This is a genomic window from Paenibacillus pinistramenti (assembly GCF_005869875.1).
Classification (GTDB): Bacteria; Bacillota; Bacilli; order Paenibacillales; family Paenibacillaceae; genus Fontibacillus; species Fontibacillus pinistramenti.
This window is the reverse complement of record NZ_VAWG01000011.1, coordinates 1-21,890: the sequence shown is the minus strand read 5'-3', so window position 1 is coordinate 21,890 and position 21,890 is coordinate 1. Positions and strand designations below refer to the sequence as shown.

Sequence of the window (21,890 nt, the reverse complement as noted above, 5' to 3'; positions counted from 1 at the left end):
TATGATAACACAGCGCACTACAGCAGCAAAAACAAGAAAAGAACCACAGAACATTTTCTGTGGTTCTGTGGTTCTGTGGTTCTGTGGTTCTGTGGTTCTGTGGTTCTGTGGTTCTGTGGTTCTGTGGTTCTGTGGTCCTTCTGCAGACACATCCTATTTAACCCTCAAATCATTGGTTCAAATCAGGGCGCTGACCGGTTACCAGATATACCGTGCTTTCTCCAATATTGGTCGCATGGTCGCCGATCCGCTCAATATAGCGTCCAACCAGCGTCAGCAGGAGGGCCTGCTGCAGCTGGTCCGGATTGTTCCGGATAACTTCGTACAAATCACGAAGAATCTGACTGTATAGCTGATCCACTTCATCGTCGTCCTGAGCCATTTTATAGGCCAGATCCGTATTCTCATCCAGGTAAGAGGCCAGGGATTCCTCGACCATCTTCTCAACCAGGCTTGCCATTTTCGGGATATCCACAAGCGGTTTAACGAGATTCTGGGTGTTCATCCGCAGCGTGACTTTAGCAACATCCAGAGCCAGGTCGCCCATCCGCTCCAGATCGCTGGAAATTTTGAAGGCGACGATAATTTTCCGCAGATCCTTCGCAACCGGCTGCTGGGTGACGATCAGCTTGGAGCCAAGCTCCATTACCTGCTCCTCCATCTGATTGAGCTCGGCATCCTTGGCCACTACTTCTGCAGCCAGGTCCAGATCCAAATTCTGAAGGGAGGTTACGGCGTTCTGAAGCGCCGCCCTTACATGTTCTCCCATCTCACGGAGCAGCTGCCGCAGGCCTTCCAAACGTAAATCAAACTCTTTTCTCTGTATCATCGGCACATGCCCCTTTCATTTATCCAAAACGGCCGGAGATATAATCTTCGGTCCGGGAATCCCTCGGGTTCGAGAACAGCTGCTGAGTCTCGCTTGCTTCAACAACCTCTCCATTGAGGAAAAATACAGTCCGGCCGGAAATCCGGGCAGCCTGATGCATATTGTGGGTAACCATAACAATCGTATAGCTGGTCTTCAGCTCCTGAACGAGCTCTTCGATCTTCAAGGTTGAGATCGGATCCAGTGCGGACGTTGCTTCGTCCATAAGCAGCACGTCCGGCTGCACCGCAAGCGCGCGGGCAATACAGAGACGCTGCTGCTGGCCGCCGGAGAGACGCAGTGCAGAGCGTTTCAAATAGTCTTTAACCTCATCCCACAGTACAGCTTGGCGGAGACTTCTTTCTACAACCTCATCCAGCTCGCTTCTGCTCCGGGTGCCGTGCAGCCTTGGTCCGTAGGCAACATTATCGTAAATGCTCTTTGGAAAAGGATTCGGCTGCTGAAACACCATGCCGACATTCCGTCTTAAGGCTTCAACTTCAACCTGGTCACCGTATATATCACGTTCACCGATCTCCACCTTGCCTTCAATACGGGTGCCTGGAATCATATCGTTCATACGGTTCAGCGTGCGCAGCAGCGTCGACTTCCCGCAGCCGGAAGGTCCGATAAACGCCGTAATTTCCTTCTCTGGAATGTCCATTGACACATTCTTCAGCGCGTGAAATGAACCGTAGTAGAGATTTAACTGGTTAATGCGGATAATGGGATTCATCGCTATTTCTCCTTCTGCTTGCCCCGAAAATGAAATGTAAACATGATGATTTTACATTTATTTTGTAAAGAAGAATGGCCCAATTTGTTAACCCAGTGTAAAATCTGCCGCGAAGCGCGCCTTTGCATCTTTGTCGATCAGCTTGGGCAGCTCGCGGTAGACATGCTGGGCCAGCTGCCGGGTCTCACTAACCCTCTGCTCAATGACCTCTCCAGCCGCCTCAACCTCACCTGCTGCATGGATCAAATTCTGGAACGTCTGGTCTGCCTTATTGACACGCTGATGGCTGTGCTCCATTTCGGCTCCCGACTCCGCGGCGAGCTCGGTGGCTGCCCGGACAAGGCTGTGGATCTCATTCAGCGCCAGCCCGATTTCTAGAGAAAAAGCTTTTGTCTGTTCGGCCAGGCTCTTGACTTCCATCGCCACCACGCCGAATCCCCGCCCGTGTTCTCCGGCATGCGACGCCTCAATAGCGGCGTTCATCGACAGCATCGTGCTCTTATTCGCTAAATCCCGGATCGCATCCGCAATCCGCATAATGCCGTCCGCTTTCCCAAGCAACTCAGCCATCTGCTCCGACTGCGAGGAAGTCATTGACAAGACCCGGTCAAACGATGCCTTGACACCGTGCAGCTCAAGACGTCCCTCTCTCGTCAGCTCTCCCATTTGGCCGATCTGTTCACCGCTGTGCAGGGCAGCCTGGGACAGCAGTTCCGCCGACTCGCTGATCTTCAGCAGCTCGTTCTGGCAGGAAATCAGCGCCGACTGCCGCGAAGCCTGGGCTGCCCGCTGAAGCTCCCTGGAGATCATCATCAGGGCATGTACGGTCAGCACACCGTCAAGCCGGCCGTTCCGCGTCAGAATAATGCAGTCATAAAAATGCTCCTGATCCCTTCCCAAAGCAGCATCAATCAGGGCTGCCGGGTCCTCGCCGGCAGCCGCAATTAAAGGGGCGGCAGATGCAAAATTTTTGACAGGGCGGTCATAAAACAGCTCTGCAGCAAACCTTCCTGTCAGCTGTCTGTAAAAATGATCCCTCATGACGAGCCCGCAGACCTTCTTCTCCTTGTCTGTCAGCACCAGACAGGGCAGCGCAGGCTGCTCCCTTAAGCGGTTCAGTACGATTCTGCAGGACTCCTCAGCCGGTATTTCCGGAACTCTTATTATGTAACGGTCGGTTAATGGATGGGCGTACTCTTTTTCTAATAATGCTGTCTGCACCACACGGTTCCCCCTTGATTTCGTTCTACTGATTTCGTACTACTGATTTCGTTCTACTTGATTTCTTTCTATTGATACTTCTATAATTACCAAGCTATACAGCTATCATATGACAGAAAAGTCAGTAGAATGTTTTGGGGATGTTACGGGAATGTTTGAATCCCAGAAATTACCTCGGCTTATTGTGAAAAATTTCATGAAAAGAATGCGAGTTTTTACCGATAAAGGTAACACAGCCATTACATATAGAGACAAAGTTTAGCAGGAACAGGAGAGAAATTAGAATGAGAGTTACCCAAGCCCTATCGCTTCGCAGCAAGCTTATGATTACGTTTATTGTGGTCATCCTGATTCCGGCAGTGGCCATTGGCGCCCTGTCATATGAATCATCGAAGAAGAGCGTTAAGGATCAGCTGATTGACAGCGCACAATCCAGCGTACAAACGGCAGATCAGATCCTCACCCAAATTATTGGCTCGAAGGTTATTGATATTGACGCTTACGCGAAGGTTTTCAATTTTAACCAGACGGCAGATCCTGAAACCTCTGGACTGCTTAGCAGCCTGGGCACCTATTTGGATACGCATACCGAGGTCCAGAATATTTATATAGGAACCGATACAGGCACCATGATCCGAGGCAAGCTTGACGCCTCCGCAACCGCAGATTATGATCCGCGTGTCCGTCCCTGGTACAAATCCGCCATGGCTCAGCCCGGCAAGAGCGTGATCTCAGCTGTATCGACGGATAAGAACAATAAAGCTGTCATTTTTATCTCCAAAACCCTTTCGGACGGCCGCGGAGTTCTTGGTTTGTCACTCGATCTCAGCAAGCTTCAGGAGATGACGAAGACCTCTATTGGCAAAGAAGGATATATTATGATCATGGACACGGCTCATCAATATGTTGTTCACCCGTCAGAGACACTGGGCAAGCCGGTGGAGGCAGGCTTTGTGACCACATTGTTTGCGTCAGAGCAAGCTCATTTCGATTATATGTTCAATGGCAGTAAGAAAGAGATGGTATTCGTTACCAATGAGCTGACCGGATGGAAGGTTGCCGGAACGATGTATTCCTCAGAAGTAGCGGCCGCTGCAGCGCCGATCCGGAACACAACAGCCATCGTCCTTGTGATTTCTATCCTGCTGTTCGGTGCCGGCGCGCTCTGGATCGTGCATTCCCTGCTGCGGCCGCTCAAGCGCCTTGGACAATATGCCGAGCAGATCAGCGGCGGAGATCTGACCTTGCGGGTTGCGACAGACAGCTCGGATGAAATCGGCCAGCTGTCCAGACATTTTCAGCATATGGTGGATAATCTGCATCAAATGATCGTTCAAATTCAGGAAATGACCTTGAACCTGTCCGCTTCCTCACAGCAGCTGACCGCCGGAGCGGATCAAACCATTGCTGCAATTGAGCATGTCACCACAGCCATTCAGGAGGTAGCTGCAGGCAGTGAAAAACAGCTGACCACCATCCAAACCGGTTCGGACAAGGTAAGCGGCATTTCCCGGGGCGTAGCAGGCATCTCCGCTTCCCTTCAGGAGCTGGCCAAGCAGTCTGAAGCAGAGCTTAAGCTGACGGATGACGGCAGCGAAGCTATCGGCATGAGTGTCATGAAAATGGCTGGCATTCAGGAAACCGTCCAGGAGCTCGATGCCATGATTGCGGATCTGAATGAGCGATCGGAGAATATCAGCGCTATTATCAGCACAATCTCCGATATCGCCGGCCAGACGAATCTCTTGGCTTTAAATGCTTCCATCGAAGCAGCAAGAGCCGGTGAGCACGGAAGAGGCTTCAGCGTCGTAGCTACAGAGGTGCGGAAGCTGGCGGAGATGTCTAGTTATTCCGCACAGCAGATCAGCGAGCTCGTTACGGCCATCCAGATGAAAGTGAGCGATTCCCTGCAAGCCATGAATACGGTGAAAGAACGGGTTGACGAAGGGATGGATTCCGTAGACCTGTCCGGACGCTCTTTCGCCCGCATCCGCAGATCGGTGAGCAAATCGTCTAAGCAAATCGACGGAGTCCGCGCAGCCTCTTCAGAGCTGGAGCAGGACGGGCAGAGCGTTATGGCGGCCATGCAGCAAATTGCCGGCATTTCTGAAGAAGCGGCAGGCAACACGCAGACCGTGTCCGCAGCAGCCGAAGAGCAGCTTGCCTCCATCATCGAAATCGGAAATTCCGCTTCGGAGCTTAGCAGACTTGCTGAGAATCTGCAGAAGCTCGTCAGCAGATTTAAGATTTAAGTTAAACCCTGAACCTTCAGCATAAGAAACGGACAAGAAAAAGGAAGGCCTCGATCAAGAGAGGCCTTCCTTCTTCACGTTTAAATTAATTTCAACCGGATTATATTTTCTGGGATAATTCCTTCTTCTTCTTCACAACCAGCTTGTACCCTACACCCCTGATCGAATCAATATGGACGGATTCGGGGTCAAGCTCCAGCTTCTTGCGGAGCGAGCTGACATGCACGTCAACCGTACGCTGTCCGCCAATATAGTCGAACCCCCAAACAGCGTTCATCAGATCGTCGCGCGTCATTACAACTCCCGGTTTGCGGGCAAGATAAAGCAGAACCTCAAATTCCTTCGGCCGGAGAGTGATTGACTCCCCGCCCAATGTCACCTCGTATTTCTCCGGGAAAATCACCAGCTCCCCAAGCACAATGCGGGAGTCTGAGTCCGTTACCGGTTTAATGATCTCTTCTTCACCTGAAGATCTCCGGAGCACAGCAGCAACACGGGCCAGCAGCTCCGCTACGCCAAATGGTTTCGTAATATAGTCGTCTGCTCCCGATTTCAGGCCTTGGACCACTTCTTCTTCAGCGTTCTTGGCCGTCAGAATAATAATCGGAGTTCCGACACCTTCACTTCTAAGCCTGGACATAATTTCGAATCCGTTCATCCCCGGAAGCATCAGATCCAGAAGGATCAGATCATAAGCGGAGCTTAAGCCTTTCTCACAGCCGCTTTGGCCGTTCTCTTCCACCGTTACCTCATAGCCTTCGTTCTTCAGATTGTAAGACAGCAGCCGTGACAGCGTCGGCTCGTCCTCAATAACCAGCAGTCGCTTAGCCATAGGAACCCCCATTTTCCTCTTCTGAGATAAGTTCAGGACTGATCCCGGAACCCGTTTATTATGAGCATAGCACAAAAATGTTAAGCCGGTGTAAAATCACCGATATTCGGGGGAAGCGGCACAAGGCCGCTCCTCATCTCAGTCCATAACCTGCACGATAGGAAGGTCCAGAATAAACGAAGAGCCCTCTCCTACTTTGCTTTCCACCCGGATATTTCCGTGGTTCAAATCGACCAAATGTTTAACAATAGACAAGCCGAGCCCTGTACCGCCTGAGCTCCTGGAGCGTGCTTTGTCCACTCTATAGAATCGTTCGAAGATGCGGGGCAGATCCTTCTTCGGAATACCGATTCCCGTGTCGGCGACAACAAAACGGATCTTATCCCCCTCTTCATCCTCCAGCATTTGGGCCGTCAGTTTGACCCTGCCCCCTTCAAGGGTGTAGCTGATCGCATTGGACAGCAGATTCATAAAAATCTGCCGCAGCCGGTCCTCATCCCCCTCGATGAACAGCCCTTCCGGCACCTCCATCACCAAGGCAATGGACTTCTTGTCTGCGGAAGCCTTCAACACTTCGAATAGGCTCTCAAATAAAGGACGCAGCTCGATCGGCTCATATGCCAGCGGAACGCGGCGCGATTCAATCTTGGACAGCTCCAGAATATCTCCGATCAGCCGGTTCAGCCGGTCTCCTTCATCGTAAATGATCTGCAGAAAAGAGCGCGCGGTCTCCTCATCCTTAACTCCGCCAGTCAAAAGCGTTTCGGCAAATCCCTTAACCGCTGCAATCGGCGTCTTAAGTTCATGGGACACATTGGCGACAAATTCGCTGCGCATTCGTTCTAGCTTTCGAATCTCGGTAACGTCCTGGAGGTGAAAGAGCATCCCCCGATATCCTTCCTCCTCATCCTCTTCGTCCATCGGCACTACATCAATTCGCAAAATTTTCTCTTCAGGGTCGTAAACCGTTATCTCTTCTGAATTATAGCTTCTTCGGGTTACGCCTTCCTCAATAAACCGCGTCAGCTCATAGCTTCGCTTAATCTCTTGATAAGGGCGGCCAAGCGCTTCCTGTTCCCGGATTCTGAGAATCCGGCACGCAGCCCGGTTCACCAGCGCAATACAGCCGTCCACATCCACGATCAGGATCCCGCCCGTCATATTGTCAAGCACGCTCTGGAGCAGATCCTCATTCTCCCGGATGATCCGCAGCTGCTGCTGGAGACTGTCTGCCATACCGTTGATGGCCTTGCCCAGCTGCCCGATCTCATCTACCCTGCCCTGCAGGTAGACTCTCGCGTCATAATCGAGTCTGGAGATGCGGTTGGCCACCTGCGTAATTTTGTTCAGCGGTTTGGTGATGCTGTAGGCAAGCCGGTAGCTGAATAGTCCGGCCGCAATGAACAAGACGAGCAGGCCGCCGATCATAAGGCTCCAGGCCTTCCACAAGCCTTCTTTCACTGTATGCAGGCTTACTGCAAGGCGGATATAGCCGTCAAATCCCTGATCAGAAACCACATGCTCTGCGACGTACAGCATATCCTCTTTCATCGTATTGCTGAACCGGGTTGAGATGCCGGGGCTGCCAAAGCCGACCTGGCCTGCTGATTTGATTTCTTTGCGGTTCAAATGATTTTCCATTTTAGCCGCATTATTTTCCGAATCACCTACTACGGTTCCATCCGCCAGGATAAACGTTACCCGCAAGCCGGAGATTTGATCCAGTTCGACCGCTTTGGAGGAATAATAGCTCACCGCATCGGGGTTGTTGTCAGTAGGCTGGAAGGGAAACGTGCTGGAGAGCAGATTAATTTCCCGGACCATATTGTCTTCAAGAGCAGAGATATGCGAATCTTTAAAAACCTTGGCCATCGTAAAACCGGCCGCGCACATGGAGATGCCGACCAGCCCCATCAAGATCAGGGCCAGCCTTGTACGGAATGATCTCATAAAGCACTCCTATCCAATAAAGTCCTTTAATATTTATATTTCTCTATGGTGTTGCTTACCGCTATTCCTTACCGTTCTATTTGAACACAGGCTCTTTAAACTGGCCCAGCTTCTCCAGCGAATCCTTTTCTACTTCCGCATGCAGGCTGTTCCCATGAGAATCCATCGTTACGATGGCCGCAAAACCGTCGACCTCCAGATGCCACATGGCTTCCGGAATGCCAAACTCCATAAAGTCAACGCCATTCACCTGTTTGATGCACTCTGCATAATATTGGGCTGCGCCGCCAATGGCGTTCAAATAGACTCCTCCGTGCTCCTGCAGAGCAGCCAGCGTTTTAGGGCCCATCCCGCCTTTTCCAATGACGGCCCGGATGCCGAACTTCTTCATGATGTCGCCTTGATAAGGCTCCTCCCGGATGCTGGTCGTCGGACCGGCAGCCTTAACATGCCAGCCATTCTCATCCTTGAGCATGACTGGTCCGCAGTGATAGATCACCGAGCCATTCAAATCAAGCGGCGCATCATGATCCATCAAATATTTATGAAGCGCATCCCGGCCTGTGTGCATCTCTCCCTTGATGACAACGACATCACCTACATGCAGGCTGCGGATTTGTTCTTCGGTAATCGGCGTATGCAGAACAACTTGCTTGGAGGAGGTTGCAGCGGTTTGCTCTTCCGTTTCCATAAGGACTTCCTGCATCTCCTCCTGCTCCGTTTCCGCAGCGGACATGGAGACCTCGAAGCCTCTTGGATAAATCCAGCTGTTGATTTCTCCCGTTGAAGCGTCGATCACAACACCCTGACGGCGGAACGCCCAGCAGTTATAAGCTACGGACACATAAAAGCTTGCCGGCAGCCGGTTCATCGCTCCAACTTTGCAGCCCAGCAGCGTTACTTCGCCGCCGAAGCCCATGGTGCCAATCCCCAGCTTGTTGGCATTGTCCATGACGTAGTTCTCCAGTTCAGCCAGCTGTGGGTTCGGGTTATTATCTTCAAGATGACGGAACAGCTGCTGCTTCGCCAGCTCATAGCCGGTCGTGCGGTCGCCGCCGATGCCGACACCGATGAACCCGGCGCTGCAGCCCTGCCCCTGGGCTTGATAAATCGCATGCATAATGCATTTGCGGATGCCGTCCAGATCACGCCCGGCCTTGCCGAGTCCTTCCAGCTCAGCCGGAAGGCTGTACTGGATATTTTTATTCTCACATCCGCCGCCCTTCAGGATCAGCCGCAGATCAATTTCGTCTTTCTCCCACTGCTCAAAGTGAATGACAGGGGTTCCCGCTCCCAGATTGTCCCCGCTGTTCTCTCCTGTCAGGGAATCAACCGAATTCGGACGCAGTTTGCCTTCTTTGGTAGCTCTTACGATAGCGGCATGAATGTCCCGCTTCATTTGAATTTGATTCGCGCCGATTGGCGTATGAACAATAAAAGTCGGCATGCCGGTATCCTGGCAAATCGGCGAAATCTGCTCTTCAGCCATTGTAATATTGTCAGCAATCGTTGACAGGGCCAAGCCCGCACGGGTCGCTTTATTCTCTGCGGCCTTGCCGCGCTGTACAGCTGCCCGCACATCTCCAGGGAGATTGGTCGAAGTTTCTACAACCAGTTCATATACACTTTGTTCGAATGAGTTCATGACGAAGCTTCCCCTTTCTTTGCAGTTCCAGCAATTCTATTGCTATCATAACACAGGGTCTGCCCTCAATACTGCCTTCATTTGTAAAAGATTTAAAGCGCATACATCCTTGCTGCAACAGCACAAAAAGCCCTGCCTCCAAGCGGGATTTCCGTCTTGGAAGGCAGGGTTCTCGTAACAGATATAAACCTTTAACCGTTCACTACAGTGCCGCCGTTGATATGGATCGTTTGGCCGCTGATATAGGAAGAATCCTCACAGGCAAGGAATACGTAGGCCGGCGCCAGCTCTTCCGGCTGCCCAGGCCGCTTCATCGGCGTATCAGCGCCGAATTTCTTCACTTTCTCCGCATCAAACGTGGATGGGATCAGCGGCGTCCAGATCGGACCCGGTGCCACTGCGTTGACGCGGATTCCTTGTCCAACAATATTATTGGACAAGGCCCGTGTAAAGCTCACAATCGCGCCCTTCGTCGAGGAATAATCGAGCAGCGTCGGATTCCCCTCATATGCCGTGATGGAGGCTGTATTAATGATGGCACTGCCTTTCTTCAGATGAGGCATCGCTGCCTTGACGAAATAGAACATTCCGAAAATATTCGTGCGGAACGTCTTCTCAAGCTGGGCAGAGGTAATATCCTCAATGCTCTGCTGGGGATGCTGCTCACCGGCATTGTTGACGAGAATATCGAGGCCGCCGAAGGCTTCTACAGTCTGTTTGACCGCATCGGCCGCAAAGGTTTCGTCGCCGACATCGCCTTTGATGAGCAGCGCCTTCACGCCCTCCTGCTCAATTTCCTGTTTCGTCTTCTCCGCATCCTGATCCTCACTCAAATATACGATGGCCACATTGGCCCCTTCCTTGGCGTATGCAACCGCAGCGGCGCGGCCGATCCCGCTGTCCCCTCCGGTAATCAAGGCATTCTTGCCTTTAAGTTTGCCTGCAGCTTTATAATTCCCTTCATATTGCGGAAGTGGGTTCATTTGACTTTCCTGTCCTGGCTGCTGATTCTGATGCTGCGCCGGCAAGGTTTGTTCCGGCTGCTGATTTTGCGGCATGATATAAGACTCCTTTCTCATCGTCCATAGAATATGGTCTAGATTAGAATGGCCCAATTGGCGCCTCTTATGCTGAATTTTTCCGCGCGCCAATCCTTTATCTCTTACCACCAACCGGATTTCCCTAAACAACTGCAGAAAAAAAGACACCCCGCTTGGCCCCAGCGGAGCCGTAACGGAATGTCTTCTGCACTTGTACAACTATCTCTCAATTTCTCTCTTAAATAATATGCCGGTAAACCATAAAGAAGCTCATTACAAGAACGACAACTGCCAGCAAAGTGCTGAAGCTGCGGATTTTGCCAAGAGCAGAAGTATCTCCGCCCATTTTCGCTACACGCAGAGGTTTGCCCAGCATCCCGCTCAGACCTCCGGCAATCAGGAACAGTACTCCCACCACGGTCGTCCAGGCCATCGTGTATTCGCCTTTAACCACCAGGTAAATCCCTGTCAGCAGCTGAAGGACAAGTCCATATTGAGCATATCGGTTCAATAGTCCGATTAAGCTCAGCATGCCTTCACGGCTGGCTTGGGAGAGCCGGCCAATTCCCCCCACAACAAATGGAAGCACCAAATAAAATCCTAACGCCAGCGAACCTAAAATGTGCAGAAACATAATAATCTTGAACAATTTGATTCTACATCCTTTCACTTATCAAAATCCGAATCTGTGCTTCTAGCTATTCCCATCTATTATAGCGGTTAGCTTGTCAGCCTGCAAAGGAAACCCGCAGTTTCTTCGAAAAAGAAAAAGACGGAGCCGCCAGGTCTCCGCCTTAAAATCAAAAACGGCTGCCGCACCGGTACAACCGGCGCCTGCAGCCATTCAGCATTATTATAAGAGAGCCTTATCAGCTGCTCTTACATGTTCTTGATCAATTCATCCGCGAATTCGGAGCATTTAACCTGCGTCGCGCCTTCCATCAGACGCGCAAAGTCATAGGTTACCGTCTTGTTGTTGATCGACGTCTCCAGGCCTTTATAGATCAGGTCTGCCGCTTCCTGCCAGCCCAAATGCTCCAGCATCATAACGCCGGACAAAATAACCGAACCCGGGTTAACGACATCCTTGTCTGCATATTTAGGCGCTGTTCCATGAGTAGCTTCAAAGATCGCATGGCCGGTCACATAGTTAATGTTCGCGCCCGGAGCAATCCCGATTCCGCCTACCTGAGCTGCAAGCGCATCGGACAGGTAGTCCCCGTTCAGGTTCAAGGTCGCAATTACATCAAAATCCTTAGGACGGGTGAGCACTTGCTGCAGAGCGATGTCCGCAATCGCATCCTTGATAATGATCTTGCCTTCCTTCTCCGCTGCTTCCTGAGCCGCATTTGCTGCATCCACACCGGACTCTTCCTTAATGCGGTCGTACTGAGCCCAAGTAAACACCTTATCGCCGAACTCGGCTTCAGCTACTTCATATCCCCAGTTCTTGAAGGCGCCTTCTGTGAATTTCATAATGTTGCCTTTGTGAACCAGCGTTACACTCTTCCGGCCGTGTTTAACTGCATATTCCACAGCAGCGCGGACCAGACGCTTTGAGCCTTCAGAGGAAACCGGCTTGATCCCGATGCCGGACGTTTCAGGGAAGCGGATCTTGTTAACGCCCATTTCGTTCTGCAGGAACTGAATCACTTTCTTAACTTCTTCAGAGCCTTCTTTATATTCGATACCTGCATAAATGTCTTCCGTATTCTCCCGGAAAATCACCATGTCCACATCCTCTGGACGTTTCACAGGGGACGGCACGCCGTCGAAATAACGGACTGGACGCAGACATACATAAAGGTCCAGCTCTTGGCGCAGAGCCACGTTCAGGGAGCGGATTCCGCCGCCGATCGGTGTGGTCAATGGACCCTTGATCGCAACGATGTACTCACGGATCGCTGTCAGCGTATCCGCAGGCAGCCATTCGCCGTATGTATTAAAAGCCTTCTCACCGGCAAACACTTCATACCAGGCGATTTTCTTCTCACCGCCATAGGCCTTCTCTACTGCTGCATCCAGCACCCGTTTGGAAGCCTTCCAAATATCTCTTCCTGTACCGTCTCCTTCGATAAAAGGCACGATCGGGTTGTTTGGCACGACAAGCTTGCCGTCCTGAATTGCAATTTTCTCACCTTCAGTAGGCAGGTCAAATTTCTCCAACTTTGGCATGATTTCAAGTTCCTCCTTGGTAGGTGTTATGATTTCGAAATCTCAGCGAAAGCGGGCCGGCAGCAGGCAGACAGGGCGCACCATCGGATGGTGAATGTCCCTGGAACAGAAATTGTCCTGGAAAACGCCCTATTCATCGAACAATATATTATTCATCGAACAATATATTGAACTATGCATCGAACAATACTTTGCATCGAACGCCCTGCAGCATCCCGGCCGGCTGACGCCTTCACGTGAGAATAGTGTAACATAAAACCGAGATCACTATCTCATCTCGATTGGAATGTATTTTTGGTTGTAAGGACCTGTATATTCGGCGCGTGGACGAATAATCCGGTTATTATCAAGCTGCTCCAGAATATGAGCGGTCCAGCCGGACAGGCGGCTGATCGCAAAAATCGGCGTGAACAAGTCTTTCGGAATACCCAGCATCGTATAAACAGAGGCCGAATAGAAGTCTACGTTTGGCTTCAGCCCTTTCTGGCCTGTAACGAGAGCTTCTACCTTCACGGAAATATCGAACAGCGTTGTATCCCCCTGCATCAGTCCGAGCTGACGGGACATGTGCTGCAGATGTTTGGCCCGCGGGTCTCCGTTCTTGTAGACGCGGTGGCCGAATCCCATGATCTTGTCTTTATTCTGGATCTTGCGCTGGATATATCCTTCGGCATTCTCAACCGTACCGATCTCCTGAAGCATCTCCATAACGGCCTCATTAGCCCCGCCGTGGAGCGGCCCTTTCAAGGTTCCGACCGCTGACGTCACGCCGGAATAGATATCGGATAAGGTGGCGATGGTCACTCTTGCGGAGAAAGTCGACGCATTCAGCTCGTGATCGGCATGCAGAACGAGCGCTTTGTCCAATGCAAGCACAGAAGTAGCATCCGGTTCCTCACCTGTCAGCATGTACAGGAAGTTATGCGCAATCGAAACACCTTCCAGCGGCTTGACCGGTTCTTTCCCCTCGCGGATCCGCGCATAGGCGGCAATAATGGTTGGCAGCTGGGCCTGCAGCTTGATGGCCTTCAGCTGATTGGCTTCTCTCGAATTGTCATTCGCTGTCTCATCGTACAAAGCAAGAGCAGATACGGCGGTGCGCAGAACAGCCATCGTATTCGCATCCTTGGGGTAAAGCTTAAGCTGTTCCAGCAAACTGTCCGGAACCGCAGAAAATACGTTGAACAGCCCTTTCAGCTGTGCCAGCTCCTGCTGGTTCGGCAAATGTCCGTTCCAAAGCAGAAATGCCGTCTCCTCAAAAGTAGCCTGCTCTGCTAATTCGTCGATGTTGATGCCGCGGTAAGCAAGTACGCCGTCTTCAATGGAACTGATAGAGGAAGCAGCAGCAACAATGCCTTCCAGACCCTTGGTAGCTGTCATAAAACACCTCTCCTTTGTGAACGAATTGTGTCAACAAGCAGAATGAAAACAGTTACATTTCAAAAGTTTAAAAATTTTACGAAAATAAATAGCAGAGTGCCACGTCAATTTGTTCAGTAAATTGTCAGAATAAAATTGACACAAGGTGGAATCTTCTATCATCATACTGGATTTTTTCAAGCAAGGGAACAATATTAGCGGTTCTTACAGCATTAAATTGTTTTATCACTTACATAAAGTTTTTTTTGGAATCGGTTACAATTCAATGATTTTTCTCACGATTTGCCTTTAAAGAAGCTTTTCCTGCATACTATAGAGTGAGACAAGGACCTGGGAGGGGTTTCTATGGATCAGATCATCGTAAAACGGATTTTACGAGGTTTTTGGGTTTTGCTTGCCCTTGCCTTGGTACTGCTCGGCGCCTATTGGCTGCTCCCGCTGCTTTACCCGTTTCTCATTGCCTGGTTAATTGCATACTCTATGAGACCATTTGTGGGATTTCTCCAAAAGCGCGCAAGAATGCCAAGATGGCTTGCTGTCTTTCTGGGCCTGCTGGTGTACTTTGGGGGGGCTGTGCTGGTATTATCAGCGGCCGTCACCCGTATGGTCAAAGAGATTATCCACCTGACCGAATCTTTTGACACCTATGTGGATCAGGTCCGGAATTTCTTTATCCGCTGGTCCAACAGCGAAGGCATTCAAAATCTCGTCTATGAAATCAACAAATTCATTCAGAACAACCCGAAATACGAGGATACCATCAATAAAAATATCAACAAAACCACCGATACGATCAGCGCGGCTGTCACCCATTTTGTCACCGATTTTCTAAACGGCATTGTTAACATCCTGACTTCGCTGCCGCATTTCCTGCTGATCCTCATCGTAACGATCCTCGCTACCTTCTTTATTGAGAAGAATTGGGAAAAGCACAGCTTAACCCTTACCGGCTGGGTTCCCGCCCCGCTGCGCAAGACGACCGGCGAGATATGGATTAGCCTAAAAAAGGCTTTATTCGGCTACCTGCGTTCGCTCTTTATCATGGTATCCATTACGGCAGTTATCGTATTGATCGGCCTGCTGATCTTAAGAGTGGATTCGGCTTTCACACTAGCCATCCTGATCGGTCTTGTGGACCTCCTGCCCTATTTGGGTGTCGGCACCGTCATGGTTCCCTGGATTCTGTATCACTTCGCCATCGGGGATCTCCGGCTTGGAATCGGCCTGCTGATTCTCTACGGAGTGATTACAGTCGCCAGACATCTGATTGAGCCCAAAGTGCTGGCAACAAGTGTTGGACTTGATCCGCTGCCGACTCTGGTCGCCATGTTTGTAGGCCTTAAACTGTTCGGCGTTCTCGGGCTGATTATTGGGCCTGTATCATTTGTGGTCATTCTGGCGATCTACAAAACAGGCGTACTCAATGATCTGCGAAATTATATTATGAACGGACGTGTTAGGTAAAAGAGTCAGCCTGGCCGGGCACAAACCCGGCACCGCCTATCCTTATGCCTTATTCATGAAACATGAAGAGCCATGCCCTCAGAGCGAGGATCATGGCTCTTATTGTTCCGCGGGGGAATCAGCGCCGGAAGAAGGTGATGGTTCCATTCTTCAGCTTCTTCTCGACCCATTTGCGGATTGGGTAACGAAGCAGCGGCCGGGTCAGCGGGAACACCATTAAGAAGCCGACGATATCCGTCAGAAAGCCCGGAATAAGCAGCAAGATGCCGCCGCCAAAAACGCAGATCCCGTCCAGCAGCATCCTGCCCGGCACCTGCCCGTCGTTTGCTTTCATCTTGGCGTCCGCCATTAATTTGCGGCCCTCAAACTGCATCATCAGCCCGCCGATGATCGAAGTTGCCAGTGTTAGAAAAATCGTCTTGCCAAGGCCCAGATGATTGCCTACATATACGAACCCGTAAAATTCCAAAATGGGAACCAGCAAAATTACTGCGTACAGCCATTTGCGCATCTCATTACCCCTTACTCTTTGCTGTTCAGATCTTATAAGCTATGAAAGCTGCCCTTTCAGAATATTGTACAGCTCCGGCAGGGTTTTATCCAGTCGGACAGGCTTCATCTCTTTGGTGACCCACGCGTGAGAGGAGGTGCCGGTCACGAGCAGCTCACCCGGACGCTCTCTGCCATCAGGCCAAGCTTTTTCCATTTCGTCAATTGAAGCTCCCTCAGCATTATTCCACTTCCGGATCTCATACTGAAATTGCAGCCGCAGCGGGCTGAATTGAAGAACACGGGTAAACACGGCAATCCAGTCATCATACAGGGCAGGTCGCTTGTATTTAACCTCCAGATCAGTGACCGGCAGCAGGACTCCTCTTTCCTCCATATCCCGGTATGTAAAGCCAAACTGGCGGATAAACTCGGTCCGCCCCATCTCAAACCAGTTCAAATAGTTGGCATGGTACACTACCGCCATCTGGTCTGTCTCCTGATACCTTACTCTAAGCTTATGCGTAAACCAGGAGCTGGAGAATTCAGGCGTATCCGTTCGTTCTTTCATCCCTTCTAACTCCCTTCATATGGCAAAAAAAGCAATGGGTCCGCAGGCGGATAACCATTGCTTTTGCCGAGATTCCTGCAGCCCGAAGGCTGTAGAATTTATTTCTTGATTTGTCCGATTTTGATCAGGTTTGTGGAACCGGAACGGCCAAGCGGAATACCTGCAGTAATGACTACGAGGTCGCCTTCTTTCACGAGACCGGAATCCAGACCGCCTTTCATGGCTTTATCGAACATGGCATCTGTAGAATCAGCCACTTCGCCTTTAACCGGTGTTACGCCCCAAGCAAGAGCCAGACGGCGCAGGGTTTGATCTTCCGTAGTGACGGCGATAATCGGCGATTGCGGACGGTATTTGGATACCATACGTGCGGTATGTCCGGTTTCAGTCGACGTAATGATCGCTTTAGCATTCAAATCCATAGCGGAGCTTGCAACTGCTTGGCTGATCGCTTCCGTAACAGTGGATTGCTGTGCATGGCTTTGCTTCTCGAAGATTTCACGGTAAGCCAAAGCGGATTCCGCTTTCTCCGCAATGCGGGACATGGTCAGCACGGATTCAACCGGATATTTACCAGCAGCGGTTTCACCAGACAGCATGATTGCGTCAGTTCCGTCGAAGATTGCGTTCGCAACGTCACTCGCTTCAGCGCGGGTCGGTCTAGGGTTGCGCTGCATGGAATCCAGCATTTGTGTAGCTGTAATAACCGGTTTACCTACGCGGTTACATTTATGAATCATCATCTTCTGCACCAAAGGTACATCTTCAGCAGGAATTTCTACGCCAAGGTCACCACGGGCAACCATCAAACCGTCAGAAACCTCGAGGATTTCGTCCAGGTTGTCCACGCCTTGCTGGTTCTCGATCTTGGAGATGATTTGAATGTGTTTGGCGTTATGCTTCTCAAGCAGCGCGCGGATCTCAAGGACGTCACTTGCTTTGCACACAAAAGAAGCCGCGATGAAGTCAATGTTCTGTTCGATACCGAACACAATGTCATTCGCGTCTTTCTCAGTGATACCCGGCAGGGAAATTGCTACGCCCGGTACATTTACGCCTTTTTTGCTCTTGATTGTTCCGCCGTTAACAATGCGGCACTTGATCTCAGTTCCTTGAATGTCTACTACAGTAAGACCGATCAAACCGTCGTCAATCAGAATGGTGGAGCCTACTTCAACGTCGTTCGGCAGTTCATTATAAGTAACGGAAATACGGTTTTGGTCGCCCAAAATTTCTTCCGTAGTCAATGTAATAAATTCGTCTTGAACCAGTTCGATTGGTTCAACGGCCAATTTGCCGGTACGGATCTCAGGACCTTTAGTATCGAGCAGGATCGCAACCGATTTGCCCAATTCCTGGCTTGCTTGACGGATATTCTTGATCCGGTTGCCGTGCTCTTCAAAATCTCCATGGGAGAAATTGAGACGGGCTACGTTCATGCCAGCCATAATTAATTTCTTTGTGTTTTCCAATGATTCACTGGAAGGACCGATAGTACATACGATTTTTGTTTTACGCATTGGGTTTTCCTCCGTTTTTTTTGAATTCTCTCTTTAATTCGTCATAATCCAACACACTTTTTCCAACTATTAAATCTACTACAATCTTCCTCGTTTGTATAGGATATTTGTCATTGATTTCTCTTGGCTTTGTCTGTATTCAAACGTGAAAATCCTTGATGTTCAAACACAGATTCCATCTGCTTTGTAGAAAAAAAGCATTTCGGCCTGATCAGCCTATTTATCAGCGAACTTGCCGATCTTCCGGAATTTGGCATATCTTTGCTCCAGAAGCTCGTCTGCGGTTAAAGCGGACAGGTCCTCCAGGCTGCGGATAAGCGCTTCTTTAATGGCAGAAGCAGTCTCCTCATAAGAACGGTGGGCGCCGCCGCGCGGCTCAGGCACGATCTCCTCGATCACTTCCATTTCAAGCAGGTCCTTAGCCGTAATCTTCATGGCTTCAGCCGCCTGATCGGCTTTGGAAGCATCCTTCCACAAAATGGAGGCTGCGCCGTTTGGCGAGATAGCGGAATAAATCGAATTCTCAAGCATCAGAACACGGTTGCCGACGCCAAGCGCAAGCGCACCTCCGCTGCCGCCTTCTCCGATAACCACACAAATAACCGGAACCCGAAGCAGTGCCATTTCTTTCAGGTTACGGGCGATCGCCTCCGACTGGCCGCGTTCTTCAGCTGTACTGCCTGGATAAGCGCCTTTGGTATCAATTAGTGTAATTATCGGACGTCCAAACTTGTTGGCCTGATGCATCAGGCGCAGCGCTTTGCGGAATCCTTCCGGATGCGGGCTTCCAAAGAATCTTGCAATGTTGTCCTTCGTATCCTTGCCCCGCTGCTGGCCCACTACGGTAACAGGTACACCGTTCAGCTTGGCAAGTCCGCCGACAACAGCCAGATCGTCCCCAAACATCCGGTCCCCGTGCAGCTCGACAAAATCCGTAAAAATAAGCCCGATCAAATCCAGCGACGTCGGACGCTGATGATGCCGGGCCAGATGCATTTTCTGTGAAGGAGAAAGATTGCTGTACACTTCCTCTTCAAGCTGGCGATATCGATCCTCAAGCCTCGCAATTTCTTCGCTGAAATCAATTCCCTTCTCAGCTCCGAACTGCTGCAGCTCTTCAATTTTCTTCCGCATTTCAACAAGCGGTGCTTCAAAAGGCATTTCACCCGCCAATTGCAGTTCCTCCCTTCACACCATGCAAATCAAGCAGCTTGGATAAAGTCGCTTTCAAATCCTTGCGGTGGGACACAAGGTCAAGCTGACCGTGCTGCAGGTTAAATTCCGCGGTCTGGAAGTCATCCGGCAGCTTCTGGCGAATCGTCTGCTCAATAACGATCCGGCCCGCAAAACCGAATATCGCTCCCGGCTCGGCTATAATGATATCCCCAAGCATGGCGAAGCTGGCCGAAACGCCTCCTGTAGTCGGATCCGTAATTACCGATATGTAGAGGCCGCCGCGCTCATGAAAACGAGCCAGAGCAGCGCTGGTCTTGGCCATCTGCATCAAGCTTAGAATGCTCTCCTGCATCCGCGCACCGCCTGAAGTGGAGAAAATGATCAGCGGCAGGTCTTTCTCGGTTGCCACCTCAATGGCTCTCGTGATCTTCTCCCCGACAACTGAACCCATGCTGCCTGTAAAGAAATCAAAGCTCATGACAGCAAGCACGGCCGGGAATCCGCCAATCAGGCCTTGTCCGGTCACAACGGCTTCCTTCAGACCAGATTTCAGCTTCTGCTGGTCCAGCTTGGAAGCATAGCCCGGAAATTCAAGAGGATCCAGTGATTCCAGATTCTCGTCAAACTCTGTGAAGCTGTCCTCGTCCACCGTATAGCGGATGCGTTCCATCGCATTCAGTCGCATATGATAGCCGCAGTTGGAGCAGACCTTGAAGTTCTTCTCCAGCTCTTTGCTGTATTGAATACTGCCGCACTTCGGACATTTATTCATCAAACCTTCAGGAATCTCGCGCTTTGGGCGTTCTCCCGCTTCATCCGAACGGCCTTGTCCCACACGCTCTGAAGGAATGGTCGCGTATTTTCTTTTTTTCTGAAACAAATCTTTGAACAAAAGCTACACCTCTTCAGCCGTTAATGTATTGGCCGCATCTTGCAGTTCATGCGATCCCCAAACGTTTATGTTACGGATGCAGAATCAGATTCAGGACTTCCTGGACTTCCTCTAGCTCGCCTGATGGTACAAGAATCTCATAATGCCCCTTAGACATATTCACAGGACGGATGTGAACCAGAAACCCTTCTTCTGAAAGCTTCAGCTTTATCGATTCTGCCATCTTGGCGGTAGGAGCAATGTAAATAACCGTCCACATTATTGATCGTGAAGCCCCCTTACAAACGTTCTGAACCCGAATAATAGAATAATGATAACATAACCTTCATTTTTCTCGCAACAAACCCGCCTCAGTCCGGACGGGTCTGCAGGGCACCGCTGCCAGTCAGCAGCCCTTGTTTCGGCTTTGTCCAGAGGCGCTCATCACCCGTCTGGTTCTCCTATTGCTATTCAACAAACGCACCGCCCGCACCTGCTTGTTCCAGGCATAATATGGACATAATTTAATTTATTTGCCGAAATAAAAAAAGCTGCAAAAGCGGCGGTGCTGGTCACGGGGCCTGTCCGGGCAAGGGCCGGCACTCAGGCCGGCTGAGCGCCCGGATGCCTGTATAAATCTGGCTGTTTGCACAAACCGGCCTGATGAAGCTCTTTTTACATATATTTCTTGGCACCTTCATTCTTATGGGCGATCCGGGCGGATGCTGCTGCCGCTATTCCTGCGACCAGGTCATCTAGAAAGACATGAATCTTACCGGTCTTGTCGTTAAGAACGCCGATGATCCCGGGTTTGACCTTGTCCAAATATCCGAGGCTGGTAAGCCCGATCATGCCGAATACGCTTGTGATGCCCAGCGCCATCGTTTCATCCACGCCATACAGCGGTTCGTCGGCCTCCAAAATCGCCTGGAGCGGCTGAGGCAGCGCGCCTTTCTCCGCCAGCTCATCAAGCGCAATGCCGGTAAATAATGTGTACTGGACCTCTCTTTTGCCAAGTACGGATATGACGCTGTCCAAGCAGTCCTTCTGCTTGAGTTCAGGATGATACGGGACCTGGAGCTGATAAACAATTGAAGCTATGGATTCAAGGCTGACCCCTCTTTTGCGCAGCTGGGCCTCGGCAATTTCGTAAGACATCATGATCCCTCCCGATTCTCCCATTAAAAGTACGCCCGCCAGTTGACCGGGTATCTGTTCTTGCGTGTTCCTAAGTGTATGCGGCATAGAGCGAAAACGTTCATAAAACGCAAAAGAAAAAGCGCTGCTTCCGGCGGTACCGGAAAGACAGCACTTGATTGCTGGCAGAAGCCTCATGCGGTTCTGTCTGTTCATTGATTGGAGGGGCAGGTCATTCGGCCGGTCATTTAATCCGGACGGTTCCTTGGCCAAGCAGGCTCTCCATCGCCTTGATCAGCTCCGGCGACGGCTTGATGCTGTACCGCTCGCTGAGCGCGAGCAGCCTGCCGCTGCTCTCGTAGAACAGCACCGTGGGCAGCGGCCCCGGGTGCTGCTGAAGCAGCAGCTTCAGCTGCTCCAGCAGCCGGGCGTCCTCCGCCGCCGCGGCGATTTTGATGAAGACGCGCTGCGCGCGCGTCTTCCCGGCAGGGCCGCCGGCCCCCTTCGGGGGGGCCGGCGACGGCGGCGCCTTGCGAGGCGCGGCGGCGGAGGGCGCGCCCGGG

At 51.0% G+C, this 21,890-nt stretch carries 20 protein-coding genes; 2 read left to right on the top strand and 18 right to left on the bottom strand.

The window, feature by feature from the left end:
- Positions 1-169: 169 nt before the first annotated feature.
- From phoU to FCN15_RS13210, 3 genes are all read right to left on the bottom strand, one after another.
- Entirely contained in the window at positions 170-829 is a 660-nt protein-coding gene (gene phoU / locus FCN15_RS13220; RefSeq protein WP_138495470.1) for a phosphate signaling complex protein PhoU, read from the bottom strand.
- Between the two features lie 19 nt (positions 830-848).
- Entirely contained in the window at positions 849-1,604 is a 756-nt protein-coding gene (gene pstB, locus FCN15_RS13215) for a phosphate ABC transporter ATP-binding protein PstB (RefSeq protein WP_138495469.1), read from the bottom strand.
- An 87-nt stretch (positions 1,605-1,691) separates the two neighbouring features.
- Positions 1,692-2,825: a methyl-accepting chemotaxis protein gene (locus FCN15_RS13210; protein ID WP_138495468.1), complete on the bottom strand. Its 1,134-nt coding sequence runs from the start codon at positions 2,823-2,825 to the stop codon at positions 1,692-1,694.
- Positions 2,826-3,109: 284 nt separating this feature from the next.
- On the opposite strand from FCN15_RS13210, the gene FCN15_RS13205 reads away from it, so the two are divergent.
- On the top strand, positions 3,110-5,077 hold the full coding sequence (locus FCN15_RS13205; protein WP_138495467.1) for a methyl-accepting chemotaxis protein: 1,968 nt from the start codon (positions 3,110-3,112) through the stop codon (positions 5,075-5,077).
- A gap of 100 nt (positions 5,078-5,177) precedes the next feature.
- Here the strand turns inward: FCN15_RS13205 and FCN15_RS13200 are convergent, their stop codons facing one another.
- The 7 genes from FCN15_RS13200 to FCN15_RS13170 all read right to left on the bottom strand — a co-directional run bounded on the left by FCN15_RS13200 (position 5,178) and on the right by FCN15_RS13170 (position 14,099).
- Positions 5,178-5,909: a response regulator transcription factor gene (locus FCN15_RS13200; protein WP_138495466.1), complete on the bottom strand. Its 732-nt coding sequence runs from the start codon at positions 5,907-5,909 to the stop codon at positions 5,178-5,180.
- Between the two features lie 138 nt (positions 5,910-6,047).
- Positions 6,048-7,859: a two-component system histidine kinase PnpS gene (gene pnpS / locus FCN15_RS13195; RefSeq protein WP_138495465.1), complete on the bottom strand. Its 1,812-nt coding sequence runs from the start codon at positions 7,857-7,859 to the stop codon at positions 6,048-6,050.
- 76 nt (positions 7,860-7,935) lie between these two features.
- A complete protein-coding gene (locus FCN15_RS13190; protein WP_138495464.1) occupies positions 7,936-9,504 on the bottom strand; it encodes a fumarate hydratase in 1,569 nt (522 codons plus the stop codon).
- A gap of 191 nt (positions 9,505-9,695) precedes the next feature.
- The gene (locus tag FCN15_RS13185; RefSeq protein WP_138495463.1) at positions 9,696-10,562 is read right to left on the bottom strand and encodes an SDR family oxidoreductase; all 867 of its coding nucleotides are present in this window, start codon (positions 10,560-10,562) and stop codon (positions 9,696-9,698) included.
- Positions 10,563-10,782: 220 nt separating this feature from the next.
- On the bottom strand, positions 10,783-11,193 hold the full coding sequence (locus FCN15_RS13180; RefSeq protein WP_138495462.1) for a hypothetical protein: 411 nt from the start codon (positions 11,191-11,193) through the stop codon (positions 10,783-10,785).
- A gap of 230 nt (positions 11,194-11,423) precedes the next feature.
- Positions 11,424-12,719, bottom strand: coding sequence for an NADP-dependent isocitrate dehydrogenase (icd, locus tag FCN15_RS13175; RefSeq protein ID WP_138495461.1), 1,296 nt, complete (start codon positions 12,717-12,719; stop codon positions 11,424-11,426).
- 267 nt (positions 12,720-12,986) lie between these two features.
- Complete coding sequence (locus FCN15_RS13170) at positions 12,987-14,099, bottom strand: citrate synthase (protein ID WP_138495460.1); 1,113 nt, start codon at positions 14,097-14,099, stop codon at positions 12,987-12,989.
- 345 nt (positions 14,100-14,444) lie between these two features.
- Between FCN15_RS13170 and ytvI the strand changes: the two genes are divergently transcribed.
- Entirely contained in the window at positions 14,445-15,563 is a 1,119-nt protein-coding gene (gene ytvI / locus FCN15_RS13165; protein WP_138495459.1) for a sporulation integral membrane protein YtvI, read from the top strand.
- A 118-nt stretch (positions 15,564-15,681) separates the two neighbouring features.
- On the opposite strand, the gene FCN15_RS13160 is transcribed toward ytvI, so the two are convergent.
- The 8 genes from FCN15_RS13160 to FCN15_RS13125 all read right to left on the bottom strand — a co-directional run.
- On the bottom strand, positions 15,682-16,074 hold the full coding sequence (locus FCN15_RS13160) for an FxsA family protein (RefSeq protein WP_138495458.1): 393 nt from the start codon (positions 16,072-16,074) through the stop codon (positions 15,682-15,684).
- A 39-nt stretch (positions 16,075-16,113) separates the two neighbouring features.
- Entirely contained in the window at positions 16,114-16,623 is a 510-nt protein-coding gene (locus FCN15_RS13155; protein ID WP_138495457.1) for an acyl-CoA thioesterase, read from the bottom strand.
- A gap of 98 nt (positions 16,624-16,721) precedes the next feature.
- Positions 16,722-18,143: a pyruvate kinase gene (gene pyk / locus FCN15_RS13150; RefSeq protein ID WP_138495456.1), complete on the bottom strand. Its 1,422-nt coding sequence runs from the start codon at positions 18,141-18,143 to the stop codon at positions 16,722-16,724.
- 216 nt (positions 18,144-18,359) lie between these two features.
- Positions 18,360-19,316, bottom strand: coding sequence for an acetyl-CoA carboxylase carboxyltransferase subunit alpha (locus tag FCN15_RS13145; protein ID WP_138495455.1), 957 nt, complete (start codon positions 19,314-19,316; stop codon positions 18,360-18,362).
- Positions 19,306-20,211, bottom strand: a complete 906-nt coding sequence (gene accD / locus FCN15_RS13140) for an acetyl-CoA carboxylase, carboxyltransferase subunit beta (protein WP_138495454.1) — start codon at positions 20,209-20,211, stop codon at positions 19,306-19,308. The genes FCN15_RS13145 and accD overlap by 11 nt, the downstream gene beginning before the upstream one ends.
- Positions 20,212-20,281: 70 nt before the next feature.
- Positions 20,282-20,470, bottom strand: coding sequence for a glutamate decarboxylase (locus FCN15_RS13135; RefSeq protein ID WP_138495453.1), 189 nt, complete (start codon positions 20,468-20,470; stop codon positions 20,282-20,284).
- A 395-nt stretch (positions 20,471-20,865) separates the two neighbouring features.
- Positions 20,866-21,348 carry a phosphatidylglycerophosphatase A family protein gene (locus FCN15_RS13130; RefSeq protein ID WP_138495576.1) on the bottom strand — a complete coding sequence of 161 codons (483 nt, stop codon included), beginning with the start codon at positions 21,346-21,348 and terminating at the stop codon, positions 20,866-20,868.
- A gap of 223 nt (positions 21,349-21,571) precedes the next feature.
- A partial coding sequence (locus FCN15_RS13125) for a hypothetical protein (RefSeq protein ID WP_238996681.1) occupies positions 21,572-21,890 on the bottom strand: 319 nt, incomplete at its 5' end.